This is a genomic window from Burkholderia aenigmatica (assembly GCF_048627025.1).
In the GTDB taxonomy this organism is placed as follows: Bacteria; Pseudomonadota; Gammaproteobacteria; order Burkholderiales; family Burkholderiaceae; genus Burkholderia; species Burkholderia aenigmatica.
Window position 1 is genome coordinate 1094457 of the sequence record NZ_CP184470.1, and the last position, 25798, is coordinate 1120254.

The 25798-nt window shown below is 63.7% G+C and carries 23 protein-coding genes; 12 read left to right on the plus strand and 11 right to left on the minus strand.

Features of this window, described 5'->3' with window-relative positions:
• Positions 1–132: 132 nt before the first annotated feature.
• A complete protein-coding gene (locus ACN8ZM_RS37285; RefSeq protein ID WP_301767629.1) occupies positions 133–1431 on the minus strand; it encodes an adenylosuccinate synthase in 1299 nt (432 codons plus the stop codon).
• A gap of 140 nt (positions 1432–1571) precedes the next feature.
• Between ACN8ZM_RS37285 and gcvA the strand changes: the two genes are divergently transcribed.
• Positions 1572–2477 carry a transcriptional regulator GcvA gene (gene gcvA / locus ACN8ZM_RS37290; protein ID WP_420212965.1) on the plus strand — a complete coding sequence of 302 codons (906 nt, stop codon included), beginning with the start codon at positions 1572–1574 and terminating at the stop codon, positions 2475–2477.
• A gap of 178 nt (positions 2478–2655) precedes the next feature.
• On the opposite strand, the gene ACN8ZM_RS37295 is transcribed toward gcvA, so the two are convergent.
• Complete coding sequence (locus ACN8ZM_RS37295) at positions 2656–2964, minus strand: hypothetical protein (protein WP_043185391.1); 309 nt, start codon at positions 2962–2964, stop codon at positions 2656–2658.
• A gap of 2573 nt (positions 2965–5537) precedes the next feature.
• Between ACN8ZM_RS37295 and ACN8ZM_RS37300 the strand changes: the two genes are divergently transcribed.
• The gene (locus ACN8ZM_RS37300; RefSeq protein WP_043185389.1) at positions 5538–6854 is read left to right on the plus strand and encodes a replication initiation protein; all 1317 of its coding nucleotides are present in this window, start codon (positions 5538–5540) and stop codon (positions 6852–6854) included.
• A gap of 94 nt (positions 6855–6948) precedes the next feature.
• On the opposite strand, the gene ACN8ZM_RS37305 is transcribed toward ACN8ZM_RS37300, so the two are convergent.
• The 5 genes from ACN8ZM_RS37305 to ACN8ZM_RS37325 all read right to left on the minus strand — a co-directional run bounded on the left by ACN8ZM_RS37305 (position 6949) and on the right by ACN8ZM_RS37325 (position 12715).
• On the minus strand, positions 6949–7980 hold the full coding sequence (locus ACN8ZM_RS37305; protein WP_420212966.1) for a ParB/RepB/Spo0J family partition protein: 1032 nt from the start codon (positions 7978–7980) through the stop codon (positions 6949–6951).
• Entirely contained in the window at positions 7973–8668 is a 696-nt protein-coding gene (locus ACN8ZM_RS37310; protein WP_011350423.1) for a ParA family protein, read from the minus strand. Before ACN8ZM_RS37310 ends, ACN8ZM_RS37305 begins: the two co-directional genes overlap by 8 nt.
• Entirely contained in the window at positions 8643–9101 is a 459-nt protein-coding gene (locus ACN8ZM_RS37315; RefSeq protein ID WP_143331235.1) for a hypothetical protein, read from the minus strand. The genes ACN8ZM_RS37310 and ACN8ZM_RS37315 overlap by 26 nt, the downstream gene beginning before the upstream one ends.
• 1373 nt (positions 9102–10474) lie before the next feature.
• On the minus strand, positions 10475–11467 hold the full coding sequence (locus ACN8ZM_RS37320; protein WP_205823799.1) for an AraC family transcriptional regulator: 993 nt from the start codon (positions 11465–11467) through the stop codon (positions 10475–10477).
• A 123-nt stretch (positions 11468–11590) separates the two neighbouring features.
• Entirely contained in the window at positions 11591–12715 is a 1125-nt protein-coding gene (locus ACN8ZM_RS37325) for an MBL fold metallo-hydrolase (protein WP_420212967.1), read from the minus strand.
• 83 nt (positions 12716–12798) lie between these two features.
• On the opposite strand from ACN8ZM_RS37325, the gene ACN8ZM_RS37330 reads away from it, so the two are divergent.
• From ACN8ZM_RS37330 to ACN8ZM_RS37340, 3 genes are read left to right on the plus strand one after another with little or no spacing between them, the layout of a single operon-like run.
• On the plus strand, positions 12799–13452 hold the full coding sequence (locus ACN8ZM_RS37330) for a TetR/AcrR family transcriptional regulator (RefSeq protein ID WP_089454631.1): 654 nt from the start codon (positions 12799–12801) through the stop codon (positions 13450–13452).
• 41 nt (positions 13453–13493) lie between these two features.
• Positions 13494–13640, plus strand: a complete 147-nt coding sequence (locus tag ACN8ZM_RS37335) for a hypothetical protein (RefSeq protein WP_420212968.1) — start codon at positions 13494–13496, stop codon at positions 13638–13640.
• Positions 13641–13646: 6 nt separating this feature from the next.
• A complete protein-coding gene (locus ACN8ZM_RS37340) occupies positions 13647–14138 on the plus strand; it encodes a flavodoxin family protein (protein ID WP_085042978.1) in 492 nt (163 codons plus the stop codon).
• A gap of 130 nt (positions 14139–14268) precedes the next feature.
• Here the strand turns inward: ACN8ZM_RS37340 and ACN8ZM_RS37345 are convergent, their stop codons facing one another.
• The gene (locus tag ACN8ZM_RS37345; protein ID WP_043185373.1) at positions 14269–14853 is read right to left on the minus strand and encodes a DUF2889 domain-containing protein; all 585 of its coding nucleotides are present in this window, start codon (positions 14851–14853) and stop codon (positions 14269–14271) included.
• Positions 14854–15606: 753 nt separating this feature from the next.
• Here ACN8ZM_RS37345 and ACN8ZM_RS37350 point away from each other — a divergent pair.
• The gene (locus ACN8ZM_RS37350) at positions 15607–16272 is read left to right on the plus strand and encodes a ProQ/FinO family protein (RefSeq protein ID WP_420213326.1); all 666 of its coding nucleotides are present in this window, start codon (positions 15607–15609) and stop codon (positions 16270–16272) included.
• Positions 16273–16773: 501 nt separating this feature from the next.
• Entirely contained in the window at positions 16774–17835 is a 1062-nt protein-coding gene (locus ACN8ZM_RS37355) for a DMT family transporter (protein WP_043185367.1), read from the plus strand.
• A gap of 523 nt (positions 17836–18358) precedes the next feature.
• Here the strand turns inward: ACN8ZM_RS37355 and ACN8ZM_RS37360 are convergent.
• The 3 genes from ACN8ZM_RS37360 to ACN8ZM_RS37370 form a co-directional block, all read right to left on the minus strand.
• A complete protein-coding gene (locus tag ACN8ZM_RS37360; protein ID WP_420212969.1) occupies positions 18359–18949 on the minus strand; it encodes a nitrogen fixation protein NifQ in 591 nt (196 codons plus the stop codon).
• 84 nt (positions 18950–19033) lie between these two features.
• The gene (locus tag ACN8ZM_RS37365; RefSeq protein WP_043185362.1) at positions 19034–19459 is read right to left on the minus strand and encodes a TOBE domain-containing protein; all 426 of its coding nucleotides are present in this window, start codon (positions 19457–19459) and stop codon (positions 19034–19036) included.
• Positions 19460–19762: 303 nt separating this feature from the next.
• Complete coding sequence (locus ACN8ZM_RS37370; protein ID WP_051890049.1) at positions 19763–20437, minus strand: TetR/AcrR family transcriptional regulator; 675 nt, start codon at positions 20435–20437, stop codon at positions 19763–19765.
• 154 nt (positions 20438–20591) lie between these two features.
• On the opposite strand from ACN8ZM_RS37370, the gene ACN8ZM_RS37375 reads away from it, so the two are divergent.
• From ACN8ZM_RS37375 to ACN8ZM_RS37395, 5 genes are all read left to right on the plus strand, one after another.
• On the plus strand, positions 20592–22160 hold the full coding sequence (locus tag ACN8ZM_RS37375) for a bifunctional 3-(3-hydroxy-phenyl)propionate/3-hydroxycinnamic acid hydroxylase (RefSeq protein ID WP_420212970.1): 1569 nt from the start codon (positions 20592–20594) through the stop codon (positions 22158–22160).
• Between the two features lie 11 nt (positions 22161–22171).
• Positions 22172–23074 carry a VOC family protein gene (locus tag ACN8ZM_RS37380; RefSeq protein ID WP_420212971.1) on the plus strand — a complete coding sequence of 301 codons (903 nt, stop codon included), beginning with the start codon at positions 22172–22174 and terminating at the stop codon, positions 23072–23074.
• 69 nt (positions 23075–23143) lie between these two features.
• Entirely contained in the window at positions 23144–23989 is an 846-nt protein-coding gene (locus ACN8ZM_RS37385) for an alpha/beta fold hydrolase (protein WP_420212972.1), read from the plus strand.
• A 53-nt stretch (positions 23990–24042) separates the two neighbouring features.
• On the plus strand, positions 24043–24831 hold the full coding sequence (locus tag ACN8ZM_RS37390; RefSeq protein WP_420212973.1) for a fumarylacetoacetate hydrolase family protein: 789 nt from the start codon (positions 24043–24045) through the stop codon (positions 24829–24831).
• Between the two features lie 8 nt (positions 24832–24839).
• Complete coding sequence (locus ACN8ZM_RS37395; protein ID WP_420212974.1) at positions 24840–25787, plus strand: acetaldehyde dehydrogenase (acetylating); 948 nt, start codon at positions 24840–24842, stop codon at positions 25785–25787.
• Positions 25788–25798: the final 11 nt, after the last annotated feature.

A 25798-nucleotide genomic window follows, 5' to 3' on the forward strand; every position in this document is an offset into this window, starting at 1 on the left:
CGCCGCCGTGCGCGACGCGTACGGTCCGGGCGCCGACGCGACCGGACGCACCCGCACGCGAACGGCATCGAATCGGCAATAGCGACCCGGCGACCACGGTGCCGCGTCGCGTTTCACGTCACCTATCGCGCATTACGCCGCGGCTGCCGCATCGAACGGATTGCGCAGCACGATCGTGTCGTCGCGCTCCGCGCCGGTCGTGATCATCGAAACCGGTGCGCCCGCGACCGCTTCGATGCGCGCAATGAAATCCTGCGCGGCGCGCGGCAGCGCCGCACGTTCGCGGATCCCCTTCACGGTGCCGCGCCAGCCGTCGAACCGCTCGTACACGGGCTTCGCGCGCGACTGCGCATCGAGGCTCGCCGGCAGATGATCGACCCGCACGCCATCGAGTTCGTAGCCGACGCACAGCTCGATCGACTCGAAACCGTCGAGCACGTCGAGCTTGGTGAGCGCCAGCGAATCGATGCCCGAGATCCTGACGGCCTGGCGCAACTGCGCCGCATCGAGCCATCCGCAGCGGCGCGGCCGGCCGGTATTCACGCCGAATTCCTGCCCGCGTGCGCGCAGCGTTTCGCCGGTGGCGTCGGACAGCTCGGTGAGGAACGGACCGCCGCCGACCCGCGTCGCATACGCCTTGGTGACGCCCAGTACGTGACCGAGCTTCGACGCGCCAAGGCCCGTACCGGCCGCCGCCGCCGAGGCAACGGTGCCGGACGACGTCACGAACGGGTAGGTGCCCCAGTCGATGTCCAGCATCACGGCTTGAGACCCTTCGAACAGGATGCGCTCGCCGCGGTCGGTCGCGTCGTTGAGATCGGCCCACACGGGGCGCACGAACGGCAGGATCCGCGGCGCGAGGTCGACCAGCGTCGCCAGCATCGCGTCGCGGGAGTACTCATCGAGCCCCAGGCCGCGGAACCACGCGTTGTGATGGTCGACCAGCACATCCAGTTTGGCGGCGAGCTGGCCCGGTTCCGCGAGATCGCCGACGCGCAGCCCGCGACGCCCGACCTTGTCCTCGTAGGCCGGCCCGATCCCGCGCAGCGTGGTGCCGATGGGCTCGCGACGCAGACGCTCCTGGGCCTGGTCGATCGCGCGGTGGATCGGCAGCACCAGCGTCGCGTTCTCGGCGATCGACAGATTGTCCGGCGTCACCGACAGCCCGAGCTCGGCCATCCGCCCGATTTCCGCGAGCAACGCCTCCGGATCGAGCGCCACGCCATTGCCGATCACGCCGCGCTTGCCGCGCACGACACCGCTCGGCAGCAGCGCGAGCTTGTACGTCTTGCCGCCGACGACCAGCGTATGACCCGCGTTATGGCCGCCGTTGTAGCGTGCAACGAGATCGGCCTGTGCCGCCAGCCAGTCCACGACGCGCCCCTTACCTTCGTCGCCCCATTGGGCGCCCACGACCACCACGTTCGGCATGCTCCGCACTCCATGTGAGAAATTCAGACAATCGTTCGGCCGAGCCGGCCGTTTGTGTGCCATATTGGCGGAGCTTGAACGCCCGATCAAACGATTAAACCTGAACTATCGCGTGAGTAAATTTCACGCGAAATGATGCAATGGCCCGACGACTCCCTCCGTTGAACTCGCTGCGTGCGTTCGAAGCCGCCGCGCGCCTCGGCAGTTTCACGCTGGCCGCCGACGAACTGTGCGTGACCCACGGTGCGATCAGCCGGCATGTGCAGCAACTGGAAGCGTGGCTTGGGCGGCCGCTGTTCGAACGCCATAACCGGCGGGTCGAATTGACCGACACCGGCCGCGCGTATCTCGCCGAGGTCGGTGCGTCGTTCGACCGGATCGCGCTCGCCACCGCGCAGCATTTCGGCCACGCGCAGCAGCGCGTGCTGCGCGTGAGCGCACCTGCGACGTTTTCGTTGCGCTGGCTGGTACCGAAGCTGTCGTCATTCCAGGTTGCCCATCCAGCCATCGAGGTGCGGCTGTCGACGTCGAACGAGCCGATCGAAAAGCTGCGCGACAAGGTCGACCTGATCGTTCGCGGCGGCCCGCAGGCCATCGACGGTTACGTTGCCGAGGAATTCCTGTCCGAAGTCCGGCTGCCGGTGTGTGCGCCGAAGCTGCTGGAGGGGCGGCCGTTGCATACGCCCGCCGATCTCGCCGGCTTCACGCTGCTGCACGCGGCGACCTATCCCGGCATGTGGCCCGAATGGCTCGCGGCAGCCGGACATCCGAATCTCGTGCCCCGACACTCGCTCACGCTCGAGCATTTCTACCTGACGCTGCAAGGCGCGCTCGACGGGCTCGGCGTCGCGATGGGGCCGATCGCCCTCGTCGCAGACGACATCGCCGAAGGTCGGCTCGTGCAGCCGTTCGGCGAACCGGCGCTGCCGCCGTGGCGCTACTTCACGTATGTGGCCTCCGCACGCGCGAACGACGACGCGGTGCGGGCGTTCAAGGACTGGTTGAAGGTGACGGGCAACGCGTCTGCGCCGGGCGGCCGGTACTGACTGCGGCGATGTGCCGGTCGTGCGCGTCGAGACGTACAGGAATGCGAATTAAATAACGCAAGCGTGTGGAACGCGTTTGCTCTTGTCGAGACCAGGAAGGTTGGTTTCGATGTGCGCCGCGGGGACGCGACGCATACGGCAAGCCGCGGATCGAACCGCGGCTTGCCCCGGACGACGCTTACTGACCAGCGCCGGCGGCTTTCTTCTCCGCGTTCTGCAGGTTCTGCGGATAGTTCGGATCATTGGCCGCCGGCTTGTAACCGGCATCTTCGAGTTTCTTCAGCTCGGCGCTGTTCTTTGCGCGTGCAGCCTTGCGCTCTGCCTTGTGTTGCGCCCTGGCCGCCTTGCGTGCCTGGCTCTTCGCCGCCTTGGCGTCCTGTGCGGTAGGCGCGCTGGCGTCGGTCTGTGCAAACGCGGGAACTGCCGAGCCGAACAGGAACGCGGCTGCGGTAGCAGCCAGCGTGAGTTTTCTGATCTGGATTCGCATCGCTGAACTCTCTTTTCTGGTTTATCACGGATTGAAAGACCATCGAGATACCGCCCCTGCCCCGATTGGTCGTCATGCCGTAATCGGGACCTGTGCATCATAACCGCGTCGCGAAAAATGTGGCGTCAACGTGGCAGCGGAATTGGGATACACGTATGGGAGAAGATGTGAATGCCGCTCGACCGTCACAGGGGGACTGCAGGAACTGTGTATCGCGCTGGTGCGGTAACTGAAAACGGTCGATGTAGCCGCGCTTCTGTGACCCGGATCGGTCATTTACGCACAGTGCGGTGCGATGCGAGGGTCCAATGACCGTTACATCGGCGGTGTTGCCGGCGGGCTTGCACTCGACCTGCCCGTCATCCGACCAATCCCGATCACAGCAGCAGTCGACCTGTGCATCACGTTGCCGGTCGCCGCGGTTCAAGCGACGGTTCCTCCCATAAACGACCACGAATCGGTTCTACGGTGATCAAGGCACGCGCAATGCGCATTGCCACAGCGCGCGACGTTCGACCCGGCAACCAATCGATGAACTGTGATGCGCAGGGTTACCTGAGCCGGTAAAACGCATCGCCGTGTGGTGTGGTCCGGTGGTCTGTCTGACAAAAGGCGTGGACGCGTCGCGTGCGGTGAAGACATCCGCCGGAATCATTTCACGACTCCGCAGACGGTACCGCACCGATGTCGGGATGCTCGTCGAGCGACGTGGCACGTAGCGTCGAGGTTGCGGGAACGTCTGTGATCCATCCGATTCTGCTCAGCAATGCCTCGCAGAACACGCACGAACCACAGGTTTTTGATTCCTCGGCTTTGACTGGCCGGCATCCCGACGGGTGCGTTGCCCGCACAGCGGGCCGATTCCTGTGGCCTCGTCTCGTCGGTGAGCTTTTACGGGATTCGGAAGTGTTCGACGGTGAGCATCTTCGGGATCGTCGCTCGAATTCGAGTGCGGTGAGCTTCGTGGTCACCCCCATCTTCACTTTGGTTCGCGTTGTGCATCAGGTCGCTTCAGGAGCCGGCCGCATGCATCGGAGGCGCCGACAACCCAGTTCATCGGCGGAAGCCGATCCTGGATCTCTCCTTGCGTCCCGGGGGCACAGCATTGATCTTCGGTTGGCGACTTCAAAGGTAGAAAGTTGGAAGACTTTGGGGCGCTGAAGCGACGCGCGTCGATTTCCTCTGTGCACAGCTCACAGGCTAAATTTGACGAGAGACCCAGGTAGGCAATCGAAAAAACTTGTCTGCCGACAGCGATGCACGAGTGCAAAAAAACCCTTCGCCCGCCATCCCGGATGATTTCAAGCTGCTGTGAACGAGACCGAAGAGATCAGCGTTTCCTGTCGCTGATTGGCTTGGCTGGCCGACAAGGAGAGCTCGTAAGGTCGCGGAGCCGGTTTTTTTGATCCCATAAATGGGAACCTGTGTCTGTAAACAGAGGTTTTTCTCCCATAGGTTTCTACGTTTCCGTTGATGTGAGTGTGTACTCACCTCTTCTGGGAGCCCTGTCGGGCCTGAAACCACTGTGGATCGAGGAGCCAGGCCATGGTTTCCCAGGGCTGAATCGAAGCATCGCGGTGCTTTCTACACCATAGACGGCTACCCATTGGTAGCGGTTTATGGGGCTCGTCTTTTTGTGGAGGCGCACGTGTGTTTACATCTTTTGTAAACCACGTTTACTTCTTTAACTACTTTTAGACGGCTCACAGCCTTATCTGACAAGGGTTTGAAGGGTGTTCGGTACCCATTTATGGGAGCACAGGTGGAAGGGTCTGGGGTTTAAGGTCTGTGGATTTGGGGTTTGGGGTACCGCGTTGTGGGGAATCGGGGTTGTGGATATGGGGTAAGCGTACCCGGTTATGGGAAATTGGCCTGGAAACGTGTTGGGTAGTCGTCTATGGGAATCCCTGCGGGTAGCCTTTTATGGGGGCCTTTTTTCGATCCGTGAATGGGCGGGTGCACAGCGTTTTTCTTGTGGTAGTCGGCTATGGGGAACCTCTAAGGTACCCGGTTATGGGTGGTATTTGTGGCGGCTCGATTGCATTTCACCAAGATTCCTGGCGACGGGTTCCCATGGACAGGATCGATGGCACAGACAGGTAACCATTTATGGGGAAAACAACTGGTTGCCGTTTATGGGAGCGATATCAGCCTTCAGGGCCAAAATCCGCGCTGCCAACGCAGCTGACGCGGATCGATAGGTACCCTCCTGTGGGAATCGATCAAGGTAGCAAGTTATGGGAAGAAAACACGACTGTGCTGCAGAGCACCACGATTTCGCCCAACGATCTCGATTCCGCGCATTTGCTTCCCATGGATGGTTACCTTCCCGAGGGCAAATCTCGTGCCGGGTTTCCGTGTCCGGGTATCTAAGGTAGCGGCTTGTGGGAGGCATTTTTGTCGAAAGGTAGATGGATATGGGGCTCCGCACAGATTGTCTGATTGTGAATTTTCCTTTTGAATCTGGAGGTTAGCTAAGATAGTGGAAGTAAAGCAGGAACAGGGGCGTTGCTCCTCGACGCGAAAAGGTATAAAGTCCGCTCTCAACAAGGTCACCTTATCCGGACATTACGATGCCGCGCAAGCCCGCAAGCAAAGGCTCAGACAAACAGGTTTCGCTGTTTCAGACACCCGAGCCTCCCGACTTGCTGCGCAAGGCGGTCCAGGCGATTCATATCGCGCCCAAGTCCGGAAAGATCGGTCTGCAGCAACGCAAGATGTTCAGCTCGCTGATCAAGAACGCGCTTCGGCAGGAGGCGTTCGAGCCGGGCCGGACGAGCTTCTCGATCTCGATCGCGTCGCTTTCGCACGAGAGCGGGTTGAACAGCAACAACACGAAGTACGTGAAGGACACGGTCAACTCGCTGATCAGTACCGTCGTCAACTGGGACTACCTGGCCGCGGATCGCTCGACGGTCTGGAAAGCGTCGGGCCTGCTCGCGGGCGCGGAGCTCGAGCAATCGGTGCTGAAGTACAGCTTCTCCGACCAGATTCGCAGCGAGTTGCTCAACCCCGAGATCTACGCACTGATCGATATGCGGATCGCCCGCGAGTTCCGGCGGTCGCACTCGCTCGCGTTATGGGAAAACACCGTGCGCTACGAGGGGATCGGCATCACCGCGAAGATCCCGCTGCCGAAATTTCGTGACCTCATTCTCGGTCAGGACAAGGCGTCGCAGTCGTACAAGGAATACAAGCTGTTCAAGAGCAAGGTCCTGGTGCCGTGCATTCAGGAGGTGAACGAAGTATCGGATCACACGCTCGAGCTGATCGAACACAAGTCCGGCCGGAGCGTGGAAGCCGTCCAGTTCAAGGTGACGCGCAAGCAGAGCGCCGATACGGTGGAGGACGGCGACGTCAAGAACGAAGCGCTGGTCGAGGAGGTCGCCAAGTTCGGCATTCCGCGTTCGGAAGCGCGGCGGCTGATCACGCAGTACGGTGTGCAGCGCATCAAGGCGGCGATTGCCTATACGCTCAATCGGACTACGAAGAAGAATGCGGCGCCGGTCGACAATGTCGCCGCGTATTTCCGCAAGGCGCTGACGCACGGCTACACGCTGGCCGACGGGCAGGGAACGGAGGCGGCCGCACCGGCGAAAGAGTCCGCGCAGAGCAAGCAGGAGCAGATTCGCGACAAATATCTGGCGGCGAAGGTCGAGGAAGCCGGCGCGTATTTCCGCGAACTGGAGATCGACGATCAGACCAAGCTGATCGATCGTTACAACGAGACGGTGGCGGGCTCGAAGGACCTGACGCTGTCGCCGAAGAAGAAGGCGAGCAAGCTTGCGCAGACCAGCTTCTTCCGATGGCTGGCGCTGGATACGTGGGGCGAACCGACCTCGGACGACTTGCTGGAATTCCTGCTGAAAAGCAGTCTCGCAGGCAACTGAACGAGGCCTCGCAGCCGGGTGCGTATCGCGCGCCGGACGTCGTCGTCCGGCTTCGCGATGCGACGCGGATGCGAGGCCTTCTGCTTTTGGCGCGTTACTGTTGCGTGGCCGCTGCCAGTTCGGCAACGTACGCATCGATGACGGTTTTGAGCTTGTCGGCGAGCGCCTCCTGGTGCGATGCGTCGACGCCCTTGAGCTGCAGATCCAGACGCCCGTCCGGATAGGTCTTCAACTGGCCGATCGCGCGCGATTCGAGCGCGAAGTCGTGACGAACGCTGTAACGCGTGCGTCCCGCTTTCTTGCTGCCGTCGCTCTGTGCACGCAGGAAATTCTCGAGATCACGAACCGATTTCTTCCGGTCGATCACGGCCGTCAGCAGCCGGTCGGCCGTCGGCTCACCCAGACGTTCGAAGATCAGCTTCAGGAAGTACGCCGCCTGCAGGCCGACCACGTCGTTCGCGCTGGCCATCCGTTCCAGGAGCGTGTTCGGGAGCGCGTTGAGCGACAGCGTCTTGCTGATCGACGCCTTGTCCTTGCCGATCTTTTCCGCCAGCGTGTTCTGGTCGGAAAAGACCTTCTCGTCGAGGAGACGCTTCCACGCAACCGCATCGTCGAAGATCGTCTGGCGTTCGTGGTCGTGGTTCGCGCGATACGCGATCGTATAGAGCTGCTCGGGCGTGTGGTCGGTGCGGAACGTGGCGTTGATGGTTTCATCGCCGTTGATGCTCGTCGCGCGGAGCCGGCGTTGCCCGTCGATCACCACGAGCTTGCCGGGAAACTCCGGGAGCCGCGTCACCTTGATCGGCTCGATCTGCCCTTCCCGTTTCAGCGTCAGGGCGAGCTCGTGCAGGCTCGACTCCGAGTAGAACACGCGCGGGTTGAATGGGTTCGGGATGCAATCCTTGACCAGCACCTTCTGCGGCGCGCCAAGATCCGACGTGCCGGCGGGCGTGGCCGCAGCCGGGGCGTTGGCGGGTGCGGTGTCGACGACGGCATTCGGTGCGGCGGCCGGTTCGGGCAGCCGCGTTTCGAGCGCCGCATTTTCCTGCGCGAGTCCGCGCAGCAGGCCGGCTGCGAGATGCAGGTTGCCGGTCGGCTTCTTGTCTTTCGAGGTGTCCTTAGCCATGGGCGGCTCCGGTAGCGCGCGTCGACGCGATGTATTGGGCCATTTCCGTGACCAGCTTTTCGATTTCCGCTCGGGCTTCTTTCAGGCCCTTCAGGTACCGATTGTGATGATGGATCGTGGTGCCGAGCGCAAACGTCTGACGGTAGACCTCGCGTTGCGCGATCTGGCTGTCGAGCAGATGCTCCCCTATTTCTTCTGCCCTTAGAATCTTTAAAATTTCTTCACGCATTTTAGTTTTTCCATTAACACTATTCAGCATTAATGCGGAAGAAAGATTTGGGTTACGAACGGAGCGCATCGACTCGATCATGCGGATCATCGCGACGGTGCTGTAGAGATCGGCCGGCGACGGCGACAGCGGCACGAGGCAGAAATCGGCGACTTCGAGCACGGATGCAATTCGCGGATCTTCGAGGTTGCCGGGACAGTCGACGACGATCACGTCGAAGTTCGCGTCCTGCTTCTTGATCTCGCCGCCGATGCCGCGACCGGCAGGGGCCAGCGAAAGGACCGTCATCGGCAGCGTGTTTTCGCCGCTCGTCACCCACCGGACGGACGTGCCTTGAGGGTCGGCATCGATCAGGGCGACCTTGTTGCCGCCGGCCTCGAACGCAGCCGCGATATTGACGGAAATGGTTGTCTTCCCAGTCCCACCTTTTTGATTACTGACGGCGATCTTGAAAGCCATTAAATTCCTCCACGGAGTTTTGCGTAATATATGCAGTTATTACAAAAATGTCCAGAAAAGCCTTCGATGCGATGCATATCTTTGTGATCGATGTGGTTGTCACGTGACAAGTGGGCCGAATGGCTAACGAGGCAGTCGTAGCTGATGCTCGAGTAAAAATAAAATTGACGGCTGCGTTCGAAAATGACGTACAACGATCGAGAGAAAATTCGGCAAGCTTAAGCGTCGATGCCAGAGTTAGCGCGTAGAGATTAGCTGCTCGATCTTCTTTTGCTTCTGACGGAACTTGCTGTGATTCCAGCAACTTGGTTGCACGGATGCCGTCGGTAGAACCGGTTGTCACGTGACAAGTCTTGGGGATTTGATTCTTCTCGGCGCCATCCGGCACCAGCAAGTCGTTGATTGATCGCGTTTGCGGATATGGCGAGATCATTTCAATGCCCAATATCTGTATTGGGTTTGGCGCGACTGCTTCCAGTGAGTCGAGTTGTCACGTGACAATCGACTCGGAACGGGAGGCGGTGTCAGCACTGAGGCACCTCTTAGAAGGAGTTTTGGTGGGCGCGAACAGGTGGATCGTTAAAGGAGGGATTCGCCACCATTGGTTCGTCGCGAGGTGCCGCTTCCCGGGCGGGTTGGGTGGTGGGTTGTCACGTGACAACTGGGGAGTCGTATTGGCGAAATTGAGTGTCAAGGTGGTACGTGCACTGCGTGTCGGTTGGGACGCACCTTCGTCTCGGAGTCTGGTTCATCAAGTAGTTTAGGTCCGCTGCGTTCATCGCTGGCTAGCCACATTCAAGTCCCAGCGGAGACGTGCCGGTCGGCTTGCTGAACGACACCTCACGATGTGTGTCGCGGATGCTTTGATGTGGCCCCATTTATTCGAGGGCTCAAACCCAACTTGGTCGCATCCGGTGGCCGGCAGGGGAGGGTATGGCTTTGTCACGAGTAGCCAGCCTGACGGCCAACGCAGTCAGGCGCTTCTACACAACAGCCGTGTATCCGAGGACCCGATTGACAACAAATTCCAGCACTAAGAGCCATCAGGCAACTCAAACGGGCCGGATCGTGAAACATTTTCAAGAAATACGGCGATCGTGGAAATCCTTGTCCAGCAATGGGTTGTGCCATATTCTTCATGTTGTTTCACGCAAAATTGATGAGATCATCCCTGTAAATAGGGGCGCATGATCATTTCACGTTCCGTGCTCGGAAGTTTGCGCGAAGGCATTAAGAGTCGTCTCGTATGATACGTATTATGTGGTATTTGAAACAATTTTCGGTTGGTCAGACGTCGGAGGCAAATCGAACTGCCGAAAATCATATACATGACGGCACGATTTCGAGTTGCTGGTTAGATGTGCCGCGCAAGTGATCATCGCGAGTTGTCACGTGACAACGCGAGTTCCGGTTGCACCGTTCGTTGGATTGAAGCGTGCCGCAGGAATCTCGGCACCAAAGAATTTGTGGTCGAGCGTCCGGAGGACAGTAAGGCGACTCGATCGTTGAAGGGGTGAAACCCTCATCAACTCATGAGGTCGATATGCGCCGGCTTACATGTGGCCGATTGATGCTCGGAGTTCGGGTACACGTTCGACGTCGCGAGACGCCCACCCACCGCTCGATACTTAATTAGAAATTCCCAGCCGGGCTCCGACCAATCAATCCTGAGTTGGCAAGAAGGGCACATCCCGCTGCGCTCGTCTGACTCACCTGGATCGATTCTTCACGCGTGAAGCCGATCCACCCAATGTGCGGGTATCACCACGATCGGATTTTCATCTCGACGGTACCGTCCCGCGATCGTTAAGTCGCCGCCACCGACAGAACGACGTCCGCCCCGCTCCGCAGGCTATCGATATCTCTCCGCGGCGAATTGCCGAACAACCGGCTGTATTCGCGATTGAACTGGGTCGGGCTCGCATATCCGACCCTGAACGATGCCGACGCTGCGTCGAGCCGCTCGGACAGCATCAACCGACGTGCTTCATTGAGCCGCATCCATTTCTGGTATTGCAGCGGACTCATGCCGGTGAGCTGACGGAAGTGGTGGTGGAAGGTCGAACTGCTCATCTGAACCTGCGCCGCCAGATCGTCGACGCGCAGCGACTCGTCGTAATGGGTTCGCAACCACTGGATCGCCCGTGACACCCGGTTGCCCTGACTGCCGGCGGACGCGATCTGACGGAGACGGCCACCCTGGTCGCTGGTCAGCAGCCGATAGTAGATTTCCCGCTCGACATAAGGTGCGAGAACGGCAATGGCGTTCGGGTCATCCAGTAACGTCAGCAACCGGTTCACCGCGTCGTAGAGCGGTTCGGTCATCTCGCCGACGACGAGACCGCGGCCTGCGGGAGCTTCCTCTTGATCCGCCGCGACCTGCGCCATCAGTTCGGCCATGACGCGAAAATCAAGCTTGAGCCCGATGCCGAGAAACGGTCTTTCACGGCTGGCCTCGATGACCTGCGTCGATCCGGGCAAGTCGAGCGACGTGATCAGAAAGCGGTTGGCGTCGCAGAGATACACATCCCCGCTCTGAATGATCCGCTTCGTGCCTTGAACGACGAGACCGAAGCTCGGCTCGACCATGCAGTCCATCGGTTGCGTCGTCGCTTCCCTTCGATGGAGGCTCAGGTTCGGAATGGCCGTGGTGAGGTGGTCGACGCCTTTTGTCCACCTCGCGACGCGCTCCGCGAGCGTCTGCCGCAGGTCGTTCTCCCGGCTAGGGCTGGTTGAGCGGGGGGCTGCAAGGTTGAGCGCAGCGATGGCGGCGTCTGATTGGCCGGATGCCGGATGCATGACTTCTCTACTCAGGTAATCGGGTCTATAGGCGGGCAGCCGGCGTGCGGGTACGCCGGCAACCCGCCTCCCGGAGGCGCGGCATGACTGCGCGCCCGGGAAAATGCGCAACGACCGGTGGGCCTACTTCGTCGCTTGCGACGCGCAAAGCGACCAGCGGCGCGATTTCGTGGCAACGGACGTCGCGCGCTCGTCTACCGTGCGCCACCACCGCTCGCCACGGTGCGGCGCATCGAGCGCGAGGCGCTCGCCCATCCTCGGCGTCGACAGCTCGACGCCTCGCACGATCGCCAGCGCCGTGACGCGCTCGAACGGTTCCTGCCAGCGGTGCATCGCGAGATCGAACGTACCGTTGTGGATCGGAACCAGCCGGCGTCCGCGCAGATCGATGTGCGCCTGCACGGTTTCTTCCGGCTGCATGTGCACGTACGGCCATTGTGCGTCGTATGCGCCCGTTTCGATCAGCGTGACGTCGAACGGTCCGAGGCGCTCGCCGATCGTCCGGAAACCGTCGAAGTAGCCCGTGTCGCCGCTGAAGAATACGCGCAAGTCGTCGTCGACGATGACCCAGGATGCCCACAGCGTGCTGTTGCCATCGAACAGGCTGCGCCCGGAAAAATGCTGGGCAGGTGTCGCGGTCAGTGTCAGGCCGGCCACGTCGACACTCTGCCACCAGTCGAGCTGACGGACTTTCTTCGCGTCGATGCCCCATTCGATCAGGCGGTCGCCGACGCCCAGCGTGGTCACGAACACACCAGTGGTTGCCGCAAGCGCGAGCACCGTGTCGCGGTCGAGGTGATCGTAGTGGTCGTGCGACAGGATCACGCCGCGCAGCGGCGGAAGATCTTCAAGCGCAATCGGCGGCGCATGGAAACGCTTGGGGCCGACGCGCCGAAACGGCGACGCGCGCTCGGCAAACACCGGATCGGTCAGCCAGAATTCGCCGCGCAGCTTGAGCAGCAGCGTCGAATGGCCAAGCCGGTACAGGCTGCGATCGGGGGCCGCATCGAGTTCCGCGCGGGTCAGCGAATCGACGGGCAGCACGCCCACGGGGACGGTATTGCGTGGCTTGTTGACCAACATGTTCCAGACGATCCCGAGCGTCTTGCCCAATCCCTCGACCGGACGCGGCGCGACATTGCTGAAGCGCTCGCCATTGTGCTGCGGCGAGCCGCCAGACAGCGCGCGGCCGCGTCGGGCGGCCGCAAAACCCAGAATGCGATGAATCAAAACGAGAGGCGATGCCATGTCGGTTCGTCCGGAGATAAAAGTACACTAAACAGTGTAGTTTATTTTTGGGATAAGTAAACTGCCCGGTGTAAAATTTCTGAATGGATACCAGCACGCCCCCTCAGCGCTTGACCGATCGAAAGCGCGCGGCCATCGTCGACGCGGCCATCGAGGAATTTCTCGCATCGGGTTACGACGCGACCAGCATGGACCGCATTGCCGCGCGCGCGGACGTGTCGAAGCGCACGGTCTACAACCATTTCCCGGGCAAGGAAACGTTGTTCGCCGCGATCCTGCAACAATTGTGGGAGGCGACCCGAACTGGCGGTTCGCCGACCTATCGTGCCGACGTGCCGCTGCGCGAGCAATTGCTTGCGTTGCTGGATCGCAAGATGCGCCTGCTCAGCGACGAGGCATTTCTCGCGCTCGCACGCGTCGCGATCGGTGCGGCCATCCATTCGCCGGAACGTGCGCGCGACATGGTCGAGCGTCTCGGCGAGCGCGAGGAAGACATGACGGTCTGGGTGCGAACGGCCGCGGCGGCCGGACGCCTGGCCGTCACCGATCCGGTGTTTGCCGCGCATCAGCTGCACGGTGTCGTGAAGGTATTCGCGTTCTGGCCGCAGATAACGATGGGCCAGCCGCCGCTTGAGGCGGCCGAGCAACAAAAAGTCGCGGAATCGGCAGCCGACATGTTTCTCGCGTACTACGCGCGACCGGAAGACCGCGACGCATCACGCGGTGAAACGAGCTGATCGTGCATCCGGTCGAACATGCGCGGATCGAAACGGGCGCGATGCGCAAGATCGATGCGCGCCAGGCACCGGCGAGCCGGCAAACCGGCAAATCTGCGAAAGCGAACGCGGAACCGCCGCGTATGCAGGCGGGCCATCCAGCGGAAACCGGCGATGCCGCCGGCGCACCTGAAACCGAACGCGGGTGACGACGCATGAAGACGTTGTTGATCGTCTATCACACGATGACCGGAGGCACGCAGCAGATGGCCGAAGCGGCTGCCGGCGCGGCGCGCGAGCAACCTGGCGTCGACGTCAGGCTGCAGCGTGCTGACGCGACGAGCGCCGCCGACGTGCTCGCCGCCGACGCCTACCTGTTCGCAACGCCGGAGAATCTCGCGGCCATGTCCGGATTGATGAAGGATTTCTTCGACCGCTGCTACTACGCGGCGCTCGATCGCGTGAACGGCCGCCCGTATGCGGTGATGATCTGCGCGGGAAGTGACGGACAGAACGCGTTGCGCCAGATCGACCGGATCGCGACCGGATGGCGGTTGAAGAACGTGGCGCCGGGCCTGATCGTCTGTACGCACGCGCAGACGCCGGAGCGCATCCTCGCGGCGAAGACGATCGACGGCGATGACCTCGCGCGTTGCGCCGAACTGGGCGCCGGTCTTGCAGCGGGACTCGCGCTGGGCGTTTTCTGATCACTGGCGCCGTGACCGCGACGGCCGGCCAGAGCGAGACCGGGGCGAAGCAGCCCGTTTATGCACACCACCCGTGCATGCTCGTGCGGGTCCGATCCTGCGGGCACCGGATTGGCCGAACGCCGCGTCCTTAGCTGCCTTTTGTCGCCGCCGAAGGCCGATGGTATTCGGGCCAAAGACGTTTCACGAGACCGCGCGATGCGCCATAGGCATGGCAGCTGTCGATCTTGAGCGGTTTTCCCTCGCTGTCGCGCGCCTCGAGCGATGACTTCCGCATGCCGACCATCGTCTGGTAGGCCGTGGTGGCGATCGGGCCGAGCAATTCCTTCAGGTGCGTGCACGTATCGCAGGACGGCAGGCGCTTGCGAACCTCGCTGTTCCAGCCGGCACCGATGCTCAGTCCGACGAGTGCCTGCAGCGAGTCGCCGCCGCCCGGGCACTGCTCATACGGATGCGACCGGAGGAACGTCGATACGGCGCGGACGACCATGTCGGCGTCGAAGACCAGCGTCACACCGAGATCGTGGATCGGCGACAGCGCAGCGACCGTCCGCGTGCCGCCTGGTGGCGTGAAATCGAAGGTCTTGCGATCCGCGAGGCAGGCCGTTACTTCGAACTGGCCGTCGCTGCGCCGATAGCCGCGCATGTCGATCTGCCGATGGTGAATCTCCTCACGCGTGATGCCGTCGTGCGGAATATCGGGTGGGGGAACCATGTATCTGCTCCGTTTCGTACAACCGGTTCTTTTCGCAGGCAAGCGGGATGTCGACGGCTGGCCTGGCCAGGTGCGCAGCGAAACGGCCGGAGCAGGTTGCCGACGACATCGATCCGGCCATACTACGCACTTTTCGGCATCCTCGTACGCCACGGGATCGATGCGGACGCAACGAGTCGTGTACGGGCACCGATGTCATCGAAGGGGGGGCCGCACGTCGCGACACTTGCGCCGGTCCATCGTCGTGCGTCTCGCATTGCCGTGATCGTTGCGTCACACGCGCCGCCGGTGTTTTCCGGGATGCTGAGTCGTGCGAGGCCCGCGACGTCCCAAGGCGGCACGGTCGCGTTCGACGTCCCGTGGCGGCACACCGCGCGCGTGGTGTCGACCGGTGCCGCCGGGTCGATCGCCATGCGCAAGATGGCCCCGATTTCCGCCGATGCGGATGAACGGCGTGACTTCCGGAAACGTATCCATATAATGCGCAACACGACCGCACGGACGCATTTCCGGTGCCCCGAATCGGGCTAATGCAGACCAGCGAGTCAACCGGCCGTCGCGCGTACCGGTATACTTCCACTCCTGCCTTGTCCGGCATCGTGGCCGGGTGCCTGAAAACAGAGTGGCGTGCGCGATGCGGCCCCGTTGGGTTCCGCATCGGCGGCAGACGGGTCGCCCGCATGGCGGCGAAGCTTTTGCGCCGCGCGGCATGGCCGCACGAACCACACCTTATATTCCTGGTGGATTGAATTTATGGGTTTTGAACAACTTGCCGAATTGCGGGCGCAGCTCGCAGCGAAGGCCAAGCAGGAGCGCAACGCGAAGCGGCCGGCAGCACCGGCGGACACCGGCGCGAAGCCGAAGTCCGGTGACCAGCCGCAGCGTGGCGCCAAGCCGGCTGCGGCCGGCGGCAAAGCACCGCATCGCGCGAAGCCCGCTGCGGCGAAGCCGTCGGCGCCGGTGGATCCGGTCATCGTTGCGATTGGCAAACTGCAGCGTAAGTTTCCGCGTGCGTTCCCGAAGAATCCGGCCCCTAAAGTGCCGCTCAAGGTCGGTATCTGGGACGACCTCGCACGTGAAGCACAGGCCGTCGGGCTCAACGAAGCCGAACTGCGCGAAGCGATGTCGACGTGGTGCCGTGGTAACCGTTACTGGTCGTGCCTCGTCGAAGACGCGGTGCGGGTCGATCTGCAGGGTAACGAAGCAGGGCGCGTCACGCATGACGACGCTGCGCGGGCGCGCCGGCTGAAGGCTCGCCGCCCCGGCAAGGGCGCGGCGCAATCGGCCAAGGGTGCGCCGCAGCAGCCGAAGGCCGAGCAGCAAGCCGAGGCCGCCGCAGCCGAGCCGCAACCGGCGAACGTGGAAGCGCAAGCCGACGCAGCGCCGCAGGTCGAGCAGCAAACGGCCGGAAACGAGTAACCGGCACCGCGCCGCTGCATCCCGCACGGCGCTGCCTCGCATGCATATCGTGTGCGGCGAATGACACGGCAGGCTGACCTGCCTCGACAGAGGCAGGTCAGGACTGCTCCCACCGGCGCTCGACGTGCCGGGCCCTTATCCATCCCGCCTCGAACCGACCACGCGACCGAACGAAGAAAGTTCGTCGATCGGCGCTGCATGCGCGAGGTGTCGACGTTGTCGTATGCGCACGGACGGTACGCCCATCCTCAACGCGGCCACGCTTCATTCAATTAATTCGGTTTCCTAAAATAGAGTCGTACCGGAGCCATCGATTGGCGTGTGGATGTTCGCACCCGGCCATCGTGACATGATGACGCGCGATAATCCCGACCGGGTCGTGGGGTCGCGCAGCAAGCTGGCCGGTGCGATGCAGCTTGCATTTCGAAAGGTACGGAAAGCCGACTGCGACACGACTCGACGCCACGGCCGGCGCCTTTCAACGTCAATTCAAACCGGATCATGCACTCGAGACATTCCGCGATTCTCGTCGCGCTCACCGCTGCCGCGCTGTTCGGCGCCGCGACACCGCTCGCCAAGGCGCTGATCGGCGCGATGTCGCCGTTCATGGTCGCCGGCCTGTTCTATCTCGGCAGCGGCGTCGGGCTCGGTATCGGGATCCTGCTTCGCCGCCTGCACAACCGTCATGCACCGACCGCAGACGCCGCGCCGCTGCAGCGCGCCGACTTGCCGTGGCTGGCCGGCGCGATCGTGGCGGGTGGCGTGGCCGGCCCGGCTTTGCTGATGCTCGGGCTGTCGAGCACACCCGCAGCGACGAGCGCATTGCTGCTCAATCTCGAAGGCGTGCTGACAGCCGTCATCGCGTGGGTCGTGTTTCGCGAGAACGTGGATACGCAGGTGTTTCTCGGGATGGTCGCGATCGTCGCCGGCGGCACGCTGCTGTCGTGGACGCCGGGCCGGGCCGGCATACCGGTCGGCGCGTTGCTGATCGTCGGCGCATGCCTGTGCTGGGCGATCGACAACAACCTGACCCGCAAGGTCGCCGCGAACGACGCGATGGTCATCGCGTGCGTGAAGGGGCTGATCGCCGGACCCGTGAACATCGGCATCGCGCTGGCGACCGGTGCGACGTTGCCGGCTGTCCCGGTCACGGCCGCCGCGATGCTGACTGGGCTCGGCGGCTACGGGATCAGCCTCGTGCTGTTCGTCGTCGCGCTGCGTCATCTCGGCAGTGCGCGCACCGGTGCATATTTCTCGATCGCGCCGCTGTTCGGCGTCGTGCTGTCGCTGCTGATCTGGCCCGCACTGCCGCCCGCGACGTTCTGGATCGCCGCCGCGCTGATGGCGCTCGGCATCTGGCTGCACGTTCGCGAACGGCATGAACACACGCATGCGCACGAGCGGCTCGAGCACACGCACCGCCATCGGCACGACGAACATCACCAGCATGCGCACGATTTTGCGTACGACGGCAACGAACCGCACACGCATCCGCACGTGCATCTGCCGATCACGCACAGCCATGCGCATTTTCCGGACATTCATCATCGGCACCGGCATTGACCGTGTCGTGAACGGCGGACGTTACGGATCGCAAGGTAACCGTCTATGGGGCATGCGCCGCATCGCGCGCCTCTGGTTGCGGCACCGCCCGATCGCGGCGGCAGCAGCGTATGCGAGCCTGATCTTCGGTCTCGATCAACCGGATCGGCGAACTGTCCGGATCGATCGGTGCGCCGACCGTGGCGCCCCGGGCTTCGCGCGTCGGCCGGTGTGCACGTGGCCAGCCGGTCGCCTGCTCGGGAATCTGCGGGCACGTCGTCGAAGAACGTGCGGACGTCCGCAAGCCGGAAGCAGCAACTGAACCCGCTCATCGCCGGTTCGCGTTCGGGGTGCGGAAAGCATGCCGGCGACAGGTCACCGTGCTTGAGGATCATCCCGCCGTCGTCGCGTCAGGTTTCAGCGAATCCCGGTTCTTCGTAGAAGCCGGTGGTGACTTCGAAATCGCGCGTCGGCCGTCGGTCAACGCGGTTGCTCCGGATGGCGATGCGGCGAATCGCATGGGCGGCACGGGCCGTCGTGGTGACTATCGCGCGTGGGGAAAACAGAAGCCGAAATCCTCGCAGCCCGGGCACCCGGGGGCAGGGCCCGGCGGCACATCGAGCGCCGCGGCCACCTCCTGTGCGAGGAATTTCTTCCAGCGCAGGTGAGCGACGTTGCGCGCGGCAAGCGCGGGGAAATAGTGATCGAGCATCGCGGATACCGCATCACGCCCGTCGAGCCCGAGATCGCGCCACAGATGATCGGGGCGCAGGCATGCGTGCGCGATGATCGACGCGAGACAACCGGCGTCGTCGCGGTCGGCGGCGGGATTCGCGTCGTCCATCAGCTGCGCGTGCAGCGTCGCGACGAACGTCGCGTGGGTGGAGGGCAGCAGTGCGACTGCGGCCACCGTCATGAGTGCCGCGGCATCGGCCGCAGGCAGGCGCGGAAACTGCCGTGCCAGCAGGCCGGCCAGCTGTGCGTGAGACAGGCCGAGCAGCCCGAGTTCGTTGCGGCGCGCGCGTGCCGTAACGAGCGCGCCGAACAGGCGCGCATCGGGCGTGTCGGCGCCGGCCGCCGCGGACAGCAGCGACGCCAGCGCCCGTTGTTGCGCGTGATCGAACGCGGCGGTCATCGTGCGCACCGGCCCGACAGCCGCATGACGCGATTCGTGTGAATGAGCGGTGCCAAACGGATCGCCATCGCGATCGTCACCCGTTTACTCGACGCCGACGATCACGCTCGATGCCTTGAAGATCGCGGATGCCGCTGAGCCGCTCGCGAGGCCGAGGCGATCGACGCTGTCGTTGGTGACGATCGCGACGATCTCGGCGCCGCCCGCGGCCTTGATCACGACTTCCGAATTGACCGCGCCTTTCACGACCGACGATACGGTGCCCGCGACGCAGTTGCGGGCCGACACCTTGCTGCTGTCGACGTCGACCATCACGATGACCGACGACGCCTTCACGAGTGCGAATGCTTTCGAACCGGCCGCGAGGCCCAGTGAAGCCGCGCTGCCGTGGGTGATCACGGCGACGATGTCGAGGCCGTCCTGCGTGCGGAGCGTGATTTCGTCGTTGACGGCACCGGTCTTGACGGCGCTGACCTGGCCGGCGAAGTGGTTGCGGGCGCTGGTTCGCATGATGAATCTCCGGAAAATGAGCCGCCCGGCGGGCGGTGGGTAGAAGACGGGAATTGCGGACGAGTTTACCGTCAATAGCCGGCGAAATGCGGCTCGGGTTTGCGATGCCCGACATTCGGGTGGCGAACGCTCGTGTGCTTGCCCGGTGGTCCGCCCGTCGGAAGCCGCTGGTGAGCCCGGAGTGGTCTCGTGCGCACCGCCCGGTGAATAGAACGGCGGCGTCACGGTCGTTCCGCGCCGCATGCTGCACTGCGGGACGGCGCGAAGCGTCTGCCCGTTCGCGGCCAGCGCGCCTGACTGCGCCTAGCCGCGCTTCGACGTGCCGCGCGGCGCCGCTGCCTTGCGGGCCGGAGTGACCCGAGCCTCGCCCAGCGCGACGAGCGCATCGGTCAGTTGCGCCATGTGTTTTGTCATCGATCTCGGATCGCCCGACTGCAACGAGACGAAGGCGCCGTCGAAACCCATCATGCCGAAGTACGCGAGATCATCCGCGGTGGCGGCGGTCATGCCCTTGCCATCCTGGCTGAACGCGTTGCGAATCATCTCGCGCATGTAGTCGCGGCCTTCGGTGCGCACGTCGACGACGGTCTGCATCGCTTCCGGCTCCGCCGCCTCGTTGCTCATGACCATCACGAACAGCAGGCGCAGGAAATTCTCGCGGTGCAGGAAGACCTCGCCGGTCTTCTGCAGATACCAGCCGAGCCGCTCGCGCGGCGTGCCGTCGGGCGGGTTCTCGTGCGCATTGCGCATCGCGTCGAAGAAACCGTGCGCGCCTTGCGCCATGACTTCCGCGAGCAAGCCTGCCTTGGAACCGAAGTGATGGTAGATCGCGCTCTTCGGGATGCCGGTCGCTTCGACCAGCGCCGACATCGATGTGCCGGCATAGCCATAGGCCGACATGACGCGGGCCGCCGCGTCGAGGATTTCCTGGCGCGATTTCTGACCGCGCCGGTTACCGATTTGTTGTGGATTGTCCATTCCAAAAGTATACGCTCCCCGAGTATTGGACCGATTGGTCCAATACGCGTTTTCCCTAGATTTTCAGTTTTGGACCTATCGGTACAATCCGTTCATCGAAGACGTGAACCGTCACACCGCGTGGCGAACGCACTACAGGAGAAGGAGACAACCCATGACTCACGAGTACGACGCCGACGTTGCGATCGTTGGCTATGGTCCGACCGGCGTCATCGCCGCGCTCACGCTGGCCCGGCACGGCATTTCCTGCGTGGCGTTCGAACGGCATCGCGAGATCTACCCGCGGGCGCGGGCGGTGACGGTCAACGACTGGACGATGCGGATCTTCCAGAATCTCGGCGTCGACGAGGCGGTGCTGAAGCACATCGATCCTCAGCGCGCGCTGCGCTGGATGCGCTACGACGGCACCGAGATCATGCGCATCGAACACCCGCCGTCGACGCTCGGCATCAAGCCGCGCTTCTTCAACATCTATCAGCCGACGATGGAAGCGGCATTGCGTGAGTGCGCGGCGAAGTACGAACGCGAGATCGACGTGCGCTACGGCTTCGAGGTGGTCTCGCTGACGCAGGACGACACGGGCGTCACCGTCTGCACGAGAAATACGGCCACCGGCGAAACGAACGACACGCGCGTGCGCTACGTGATCGGATGCGACGGCGGGAGCAGCGCGACGCGCGGCATGCTGGGCATCAAGCTGCTCGGCGATACGCTGGACGTGCAATGGATCGTGATCGACTGCCGCGTGAAGCGCTGGTGGCCGGATCGCAACCTGCTGACCTTCTGGTCCGACAAGGAACGGCCCGTGGTCGATATCGCGCTGTCCGGCGGCAATCATCGCTGGGAACTGCCGCTCAAGCCCGGCGAAAGCGAGGCCGATTTCGCGACCCACGAGCAGGTCTGGCCGCTGCTGAAGGCGCTCGGCGTGAGCGAGGACGACGTCGAGATCCATCAGTACGCGTTCTACCGGCATCACACGCGCATGGCCGATACCTGGCGCGCCGGCCGTGCGTTTCTCGCCGGCGACGCCGCGCACCTGATGCCGCCATGGGCCGGCGCCGGCATGCAGACCGGCATGCGCGATGCCTTCGATCTCGGCTGGAAACTTTCTGGTGTGCTGAACGGTACGTTGTCCGAAGATTTTCTCGATACCTACGAGACGGAACGCCGGCCGAACGCGACGTTCTACACGCAGCTCGCCGTTCAGCTCGGTCGCATCATCAAACAGGAACTGACGGAAGACGAGCAGGCCGCGCTGGCCGTGCCGCCCGGCCCGGATGCGCCCGAGCCGCCGTTGATTGCGCCCCCCGTGCTCGCGGCCGGATGGCTGCGCGGCCCGCTCGGCGGCGAGAGCGTCGTCGGTCGGATGGTGCCGCAGCCGGTGGTGGGCGACAACCGCGGCGCGATGGCGCGGCTGGACGACCTGCTGGGTGACGGTTTCGTGCTCCTCGGCGACGACGTCGATCCGGCCAGCCTGCTCAGCGACGACGAAAAGGCGGCATGGGACCGGCTGGGCGCGCGCTACGTCGCCGTGCGCCAGCAACATGAGCATACGCAGGGGCCCGACGAATTCGTCGATCTCGACGGCGTGCTGCAGCCGTGGCTGCGCAAGTTCGGCGCGCGCGCGGTCGCGCTGCGCCCGGACCGGTTCGTCGCGGCCGCCGATGTGAGCGGCCTCGCCGTACCCGATCGCACCGTCAGCCGATGCGGGACGAATCAATGAAGGAGAGCAGGATGAGTACAGTGACGGAACTCGGATACGTCGGCATCGAGGCAAGCGACCTTGCCGCGTGGGAACGCTTCGCCACCGGCCTGCTCGGCATGCAGGTCGGCCGCCGCACCGACGACATGTTGAGCTTGCGGATGGACGACGCGGCGCATCGCTGGATCATCGTCCGGGGCCGTGCCGACGATCTCGCATTCACCGGTTTCGGTTGCGCAACGGACGCGGATCTCGATGCGATTGTCGGCAGGCTGCGCGAAGCCGGCACCGAAGTCGTCGAAGGCGACGCGCAGTTGTGCGCGCAACGGTCGGTTCGCCGCCTCGCCGTGACGGCCGATCCGCTGGGCAACCGCGTCGAACTCTATGTCGGGCTGGCCGCGGCCGATACGCCGTTCCAGTCTCCGCAACGCGTGTCGCGTTTCGTCACCGGTGGAATCGGCGCGGGTCATCAGGTGCTGATCGAGAACGGCGCGGACCGCCGCGTGCTCGTCGACTGGTACGGACTGCTCGGCTTCCGCACGACGGACGTCATCGACGAGGAAGTGGCGCCGGGCATCGTCGCCAGCGTGGCGTTCCTGCGCTGCAACCCGCGGCATCACACGGTCGCGTTCGCCAACATGCCGTTCGGCAAGCGCATGCATCACTTCATGATCGAGGCCGCCGATCTCGGCGACGTCGGGCTCGCGCATGACCGCTGCCTCGAAGCGAAGCAGCCGCTCGAGATGAGCCTCGGCATGCACCCCAACGACCGGATGTTCAGCTTCTACGTTCGTACGCCGTCGGGCTTCAATGTCGAGTTCGGCTGGGGCGGGCTCGTCATCGACGAATCCAGCTGGGAAGTTCAGCACCTCGACCGGCTCAGTACCTGGGGGCACCGGCCTCCGCATGTCGTCGCGGACCTGCTGCGCGGCTGATGCCCCCGCTCGGGCGCGACCGCAGCGTCGCTGCGACACACCTCAATCACTTTCGGGAAAGGAACCATCATGGCGCTTACTCAGGCTCAGACCAGCCGCACCGTCAAGACGCGGGACTGGCAACTCCATTACCACGAGGCCGGCAGCGGTCATCCCGTGATCCTGCTGCACGGCAGCGGCCCGGGCGCGACGGGGTGGAGCAACTTCAGCGGCAATATCGAGGCCCTCGCGAAGCAGTTCCACGTGTATGCCGTCGACATGCCCGGCTGGGGGCAATCCGATTCGGCGACGGTCGAGCAGCTCGACCATGTCGACGCGGCGATCCAGTTCATGGATGCGCTGGGCATCGAGCGGGCCGCCTTCGTCGGCAATTCGATGGGAGGACAGACGTCGCTGCGGCTCGCGACCGAGCATCCGGAACGCATCACGCACCTCGTGACGATGGGGCCGCCGGTCGGCCGCATGCCGACGTTGTTCGGCGCGGGCGACGGCCCGTCCGAAGGGCTCAAGGTGCTGATCCAGGCGTACCGCGATCCGTCGCCGGAACACATGCGCCGGCTGGTGGAGATCATGGTGTACGACAAGGCGCGTTTCGCGACGCCGGAACTGTGCCAGGCACGCTCGGATGCCGCGCTGCTGCGCCCCGAACACCTGAGCAACTACGTGGCGGGCCTGCCGGCCGGTGCGCCGCTGCCGAAGTGGGTGAAGCCCGAACTGCTGCCGGCGATCAAGACGCCCACGCTGCTGATCCACGGCCGCGACGATCGCGTCGTGTCGTTCGAGACGTCGCTGTATCTGCTCGCGAACATTCCGGATTCGCGTCTCGTGCTGCTGAACCGCTGCGGGCACTGGGCAATGATCGAGCATCCGGACGAGTTCAACCGCCTGGTCGCCGATTTCATCGCGAACGCCTGATGGGCACGCGCGCTTCCTATCCACCGCCGACCGAGTGCAGGAGAACCTTGGAGATGGCTGATTCCACAGTAGTCGACACGCTGGCCGCGCGCCTTCGCCACGCGGAGGCGCAATGCCGGGCGACCGCGCCGGTGCGCGACGAGATCGCAACCGACGACGGTGCGGTCGCGTATGCGGTGCAGCAAGCCAACGCCGACCTGCGGGTCCGCAACGGCGAGCGCATCGTGGGGCGCAAGATCGGCCTGACGTCACTCGCGGTGCAGCGGCAACTCGGCGTCGACCAGCCCGATTTCGGCACGCTGTTCGCGTCGATGGCGGCCGGCGATGCCGAGCCGATGCGACTGTCGCAACTGATCCAGCCGAAGGTCGAAGCGGAGATCGCACTCGTGCTCGAGCACGACCTCGTGCACGAGAAGCACACGTTCGCCGACCTGCAGCGTGCGTGCGCCTATGCGCTGGCGGCGATCGAGGTCGTCGACAGCCGGATCGCCGACTGGGACATCCGCTTCGTCGACACCGTCGCGGACAACGCGTCGAGCGCACGCTTCGTGCTCGGCAGCCGGCCCGTGCTGCTGAAGGACGTCGATCTCGCCGGCTGCGAGATGACGCTGTCGTCGGACGGCAGCGTGCTGTCGCGCGGCAACGGCGCCGCCTGCCTCGGCAATCCGCTGAACGCGGCCGCGTGGCTCGCCGACCGGATGGTGCGGCTCGGCACGCCGTTGCGCGCGGGCGACGTGATCCTGACCGGCGCGCTCGGGCCGATGGTCGCCGTCCGGTCCGCCGGCACGTTCGTCGCGCATGTCGCCGGCCTCGGCGACGTGCGCGCGACTTTCATCGATTGAGGATTTTCATGAGTCATCCGAAACTCAAGGCCGCGATCATCGGCTCGGGCAATATCGGCACCGACCTGATGATCAAGATCATGCGGCATGCCCAGCATCTCGACGTTGCCGCGATGGTCGGCATCGACCCGGCGTCCGACGGCCTTGCGCGTGCGGCACGCCTCGGCGTCGCGACGACGCATGAGGGCGTCGAGGGCCTGGCGCGATTGCCGGTGTTCGACGACATCGACTTCGTGTTCGATGCGACGTCGGCCGGCGCGCATGTGAAGAACGACGCATTCCTGCGCGCGCTGAAGCCCGGCATTCGCTGCATCGACCTGACCCCCGCGGCGATCGGTCCGTACTGTGTCCCGGTCGTCAATCTCGACGCACATCTCGACGCGCCGAACGTGAACATGGTGACCTGCGGCGGCCAGGCGACGATTCCGATGGTCGCGGCCGTGTCGCGCGTCGCGAAAGCGCACTACGCGGAGATCGTCGCGTCGATCAGCAGCAAGTCGGCCGGGCCCGGCACGCGCGCGAACATCGACGAATTCACCGAGACGACGTCGAAGGCGATTGAAGCGGTGGGCGGCGCGGCGCACGGCAAGGCCATCATCATCCTGAATCCGGCCGAGCCGCCGGTGATGATGCGCGACACCGTCTACGTGCTGTCGGAGCCGGCCGACGAGGCGCGGATCGCCGCGTCGGTGGACGAGATGGCCCGTGCGGTGCAGGCGTACGTGCCGGGCTATCGACTGAAGCAGGCGGTGCAGTTCGACGTGATCCCGGCCTCCGCACCGCTCAATATCCCGGGCCTCGGCCGCATGAGCGGGCTGAAGACCTCGATCTTCATCGAGGTCGAAGGTGCGGCGCATTACCTGCCGGCGTACGCGGGCAATCTCGACATCATGACGTCCGCCGCGCTCGCGACCGCCGAGCGCATGGCGCAATCGCTGCAGCGCGCGAGCGCGTAACGGGACCTTCA

Excerpts from the sequence above, each read along its gene's own strand:
- ACN8ZM_RS37335 (WP_420212968.1), top strand. The coding sequence starts at position 13,494 with ATGCGCAAGATCGATGCGCGCCAGGCACCGGCGAGCCGGCAAACCGGC.
- ACN8ZM_RS37320 (WP_205823799.1), bottom strand. The coding sequence starts at position 11,467 with ATGCATCCGGCATCCGGCCAATCAGACGCCGCCATCGCTGCGCTCAAC.
- ACN8ZM_RS37385 (WP_420212972.1), top strand. The coding sequence starts at position 23,144 with ATGGCGCTTACTCAGGCTCAGACCAGCCGCACCGTCAAGACGCGGGAC.
- ACN8ZM_RS37285 (WP_301767629.1), bottom strand. The coding sequence starts at position 1,431 with ATGCCGAACGTGGTGGTCGTGGGCGCCCAATGGGGCGACGAAGGTAAG.
- ACN8ZM_RS37315 (WP_143331235.1), bottom strand. The coding sequence starts at position 9,101 with ATGATCTCGCCATATCCGCAAACGCGATCAATCAACGACTTGCTGGTG.
- ACN8ZM_RS37310 (WP_011350423.1), bottom strand. The coding sequence starts at position 8,668 with ATGGCTTTCAAGATCGCCGTCAGTAATCAAAAAGGTGGGACTGGGAAG.
- ACN8ZM_RS37330 (WP_089454631.1), top strand. The coding sequence starts at position 12,799 with ATGGATACCAGCACGCCCCCTCAGCGCTTGACCGATCGAAAGCGCGCG.
- ACN8ZM_RS37360 (WP_420212969.1), bottom strand. The coding sequence starts at position 18,949 with ATGACCGCCGCGTTCGATCACGCGCAACAACGGGCGCTGGCGTCGCTG.
- ACN8ZM_RS37325 (WP_420212967.1), bottom strand. The coding sequence starts at position 12,715 with ATGGCATCGCCTCTCGTTTTGATTCATCGCATTCTGGGTTTTGCGGCC.
- ACN8ZM_RS37390 (WP_420212973.1), top strand. The coding sequence starts at position 24,043 with ATGGCTGATTCCACAGTAGTCGACACGCTGGCCGCGCGCCTTCGCCAC.
- ACN8ZM_RS37345 (WP_043185373.1), bottom strand. The coding sequence starts at position 14,853 with ATGGTTCCCCCACCCGATATTCCGCACGACGGCATCACGCGTGAGGAG.
- ACN8ZM_RS37300 (WP_043185389.1), top strand. The coding sequence starts at position 5,538 with ATGCCGCGCAAGCCCGCAAGCAAAGGCTCAGACAAACAGGTTTCGCTG.
- ACN8ZM_RS37355 (WP_043185367.1), top strand. The coding sequence starts at position 16,774 with ATGCACTCGAGACATTCCGCGATTCTCGTCGCGCTCACCGCTGCCGCG.
- ACN8ZM_RS37305 (WP_420212966.1), bottom strand. The coding sequence starts at position 7,980 with ATGGCTAAGGACACCTCGAAAGACAAGAAGCCGACCGGCAACCTGCAT.
- ACN8ZM_RS37365 (WP_043185362.1), bottom strand. The coding sequence starts at position 19,459 with ATGCGAACCAGCGCCCGCAACCACTTCGCCGGCCAGGTCAGCGCCGTC.
- ACN8ZM_RS37350 (WP_420213326.1), top strand. The coding sequence starts at position 15,607 with ATGGGTTTTGAACAACTTGCCGAATTGCGGGCGCAGCTCGCAGCGAAG.
- ACN8ZM_RS37295 (WP_043185391.1), bottom strand. The coding sequence starts at position 2,964 with ATGCGAATCCAGATCAGAAAACTCACGCTGGCTGCTACCGCAGCCGCG.
- gcvA (WP_420212965.1), top strand. The coding sequence starts at position 1,572 with ATGGCCCGACGACTCCCTCCGTTGAACTCGCTGCGTGCGTTCGAAGCC.
- ACN8ZM_RS37380 (WP_420212971.1), top strand. The coding sequence starts at position 22,172 with ATGAGTACAGTGACGGAACTCGGATACGTCGGCATCGAGGCAAGCGAC.
- ACN8ZM_RS37370 (WP_051890049.1), bottom strand. The coding sequence starts at position 20,437 with ATGGACAATCCACAACAAATCGGTAACCGGCGCGGTCAGAAATCGCGC.
- ACN8ZM_RS37340 (WP_085042978.1), top strand. The coding sequence starts at position 13,647 with ATGAAGACGTTGTTGATCGTCTATCACACGATGACCGGAGGCACGCAG.
- ACN8ZM_RS37395 (WP_420212974.1), top strand. The coding sequence starts at position 24,840 with ATGAGTCATCCGAAACTCAAGGCCGCGATCATCGGCTCGGGCAATATC.
- ACN8ZM_RS37375 (WP_420212970.1), top strand. The coding sequence starts at position 20,592 with ATGACTCACGAGTACGACGCCGACGTTGCGATCGTTGGCTATGGTCCG.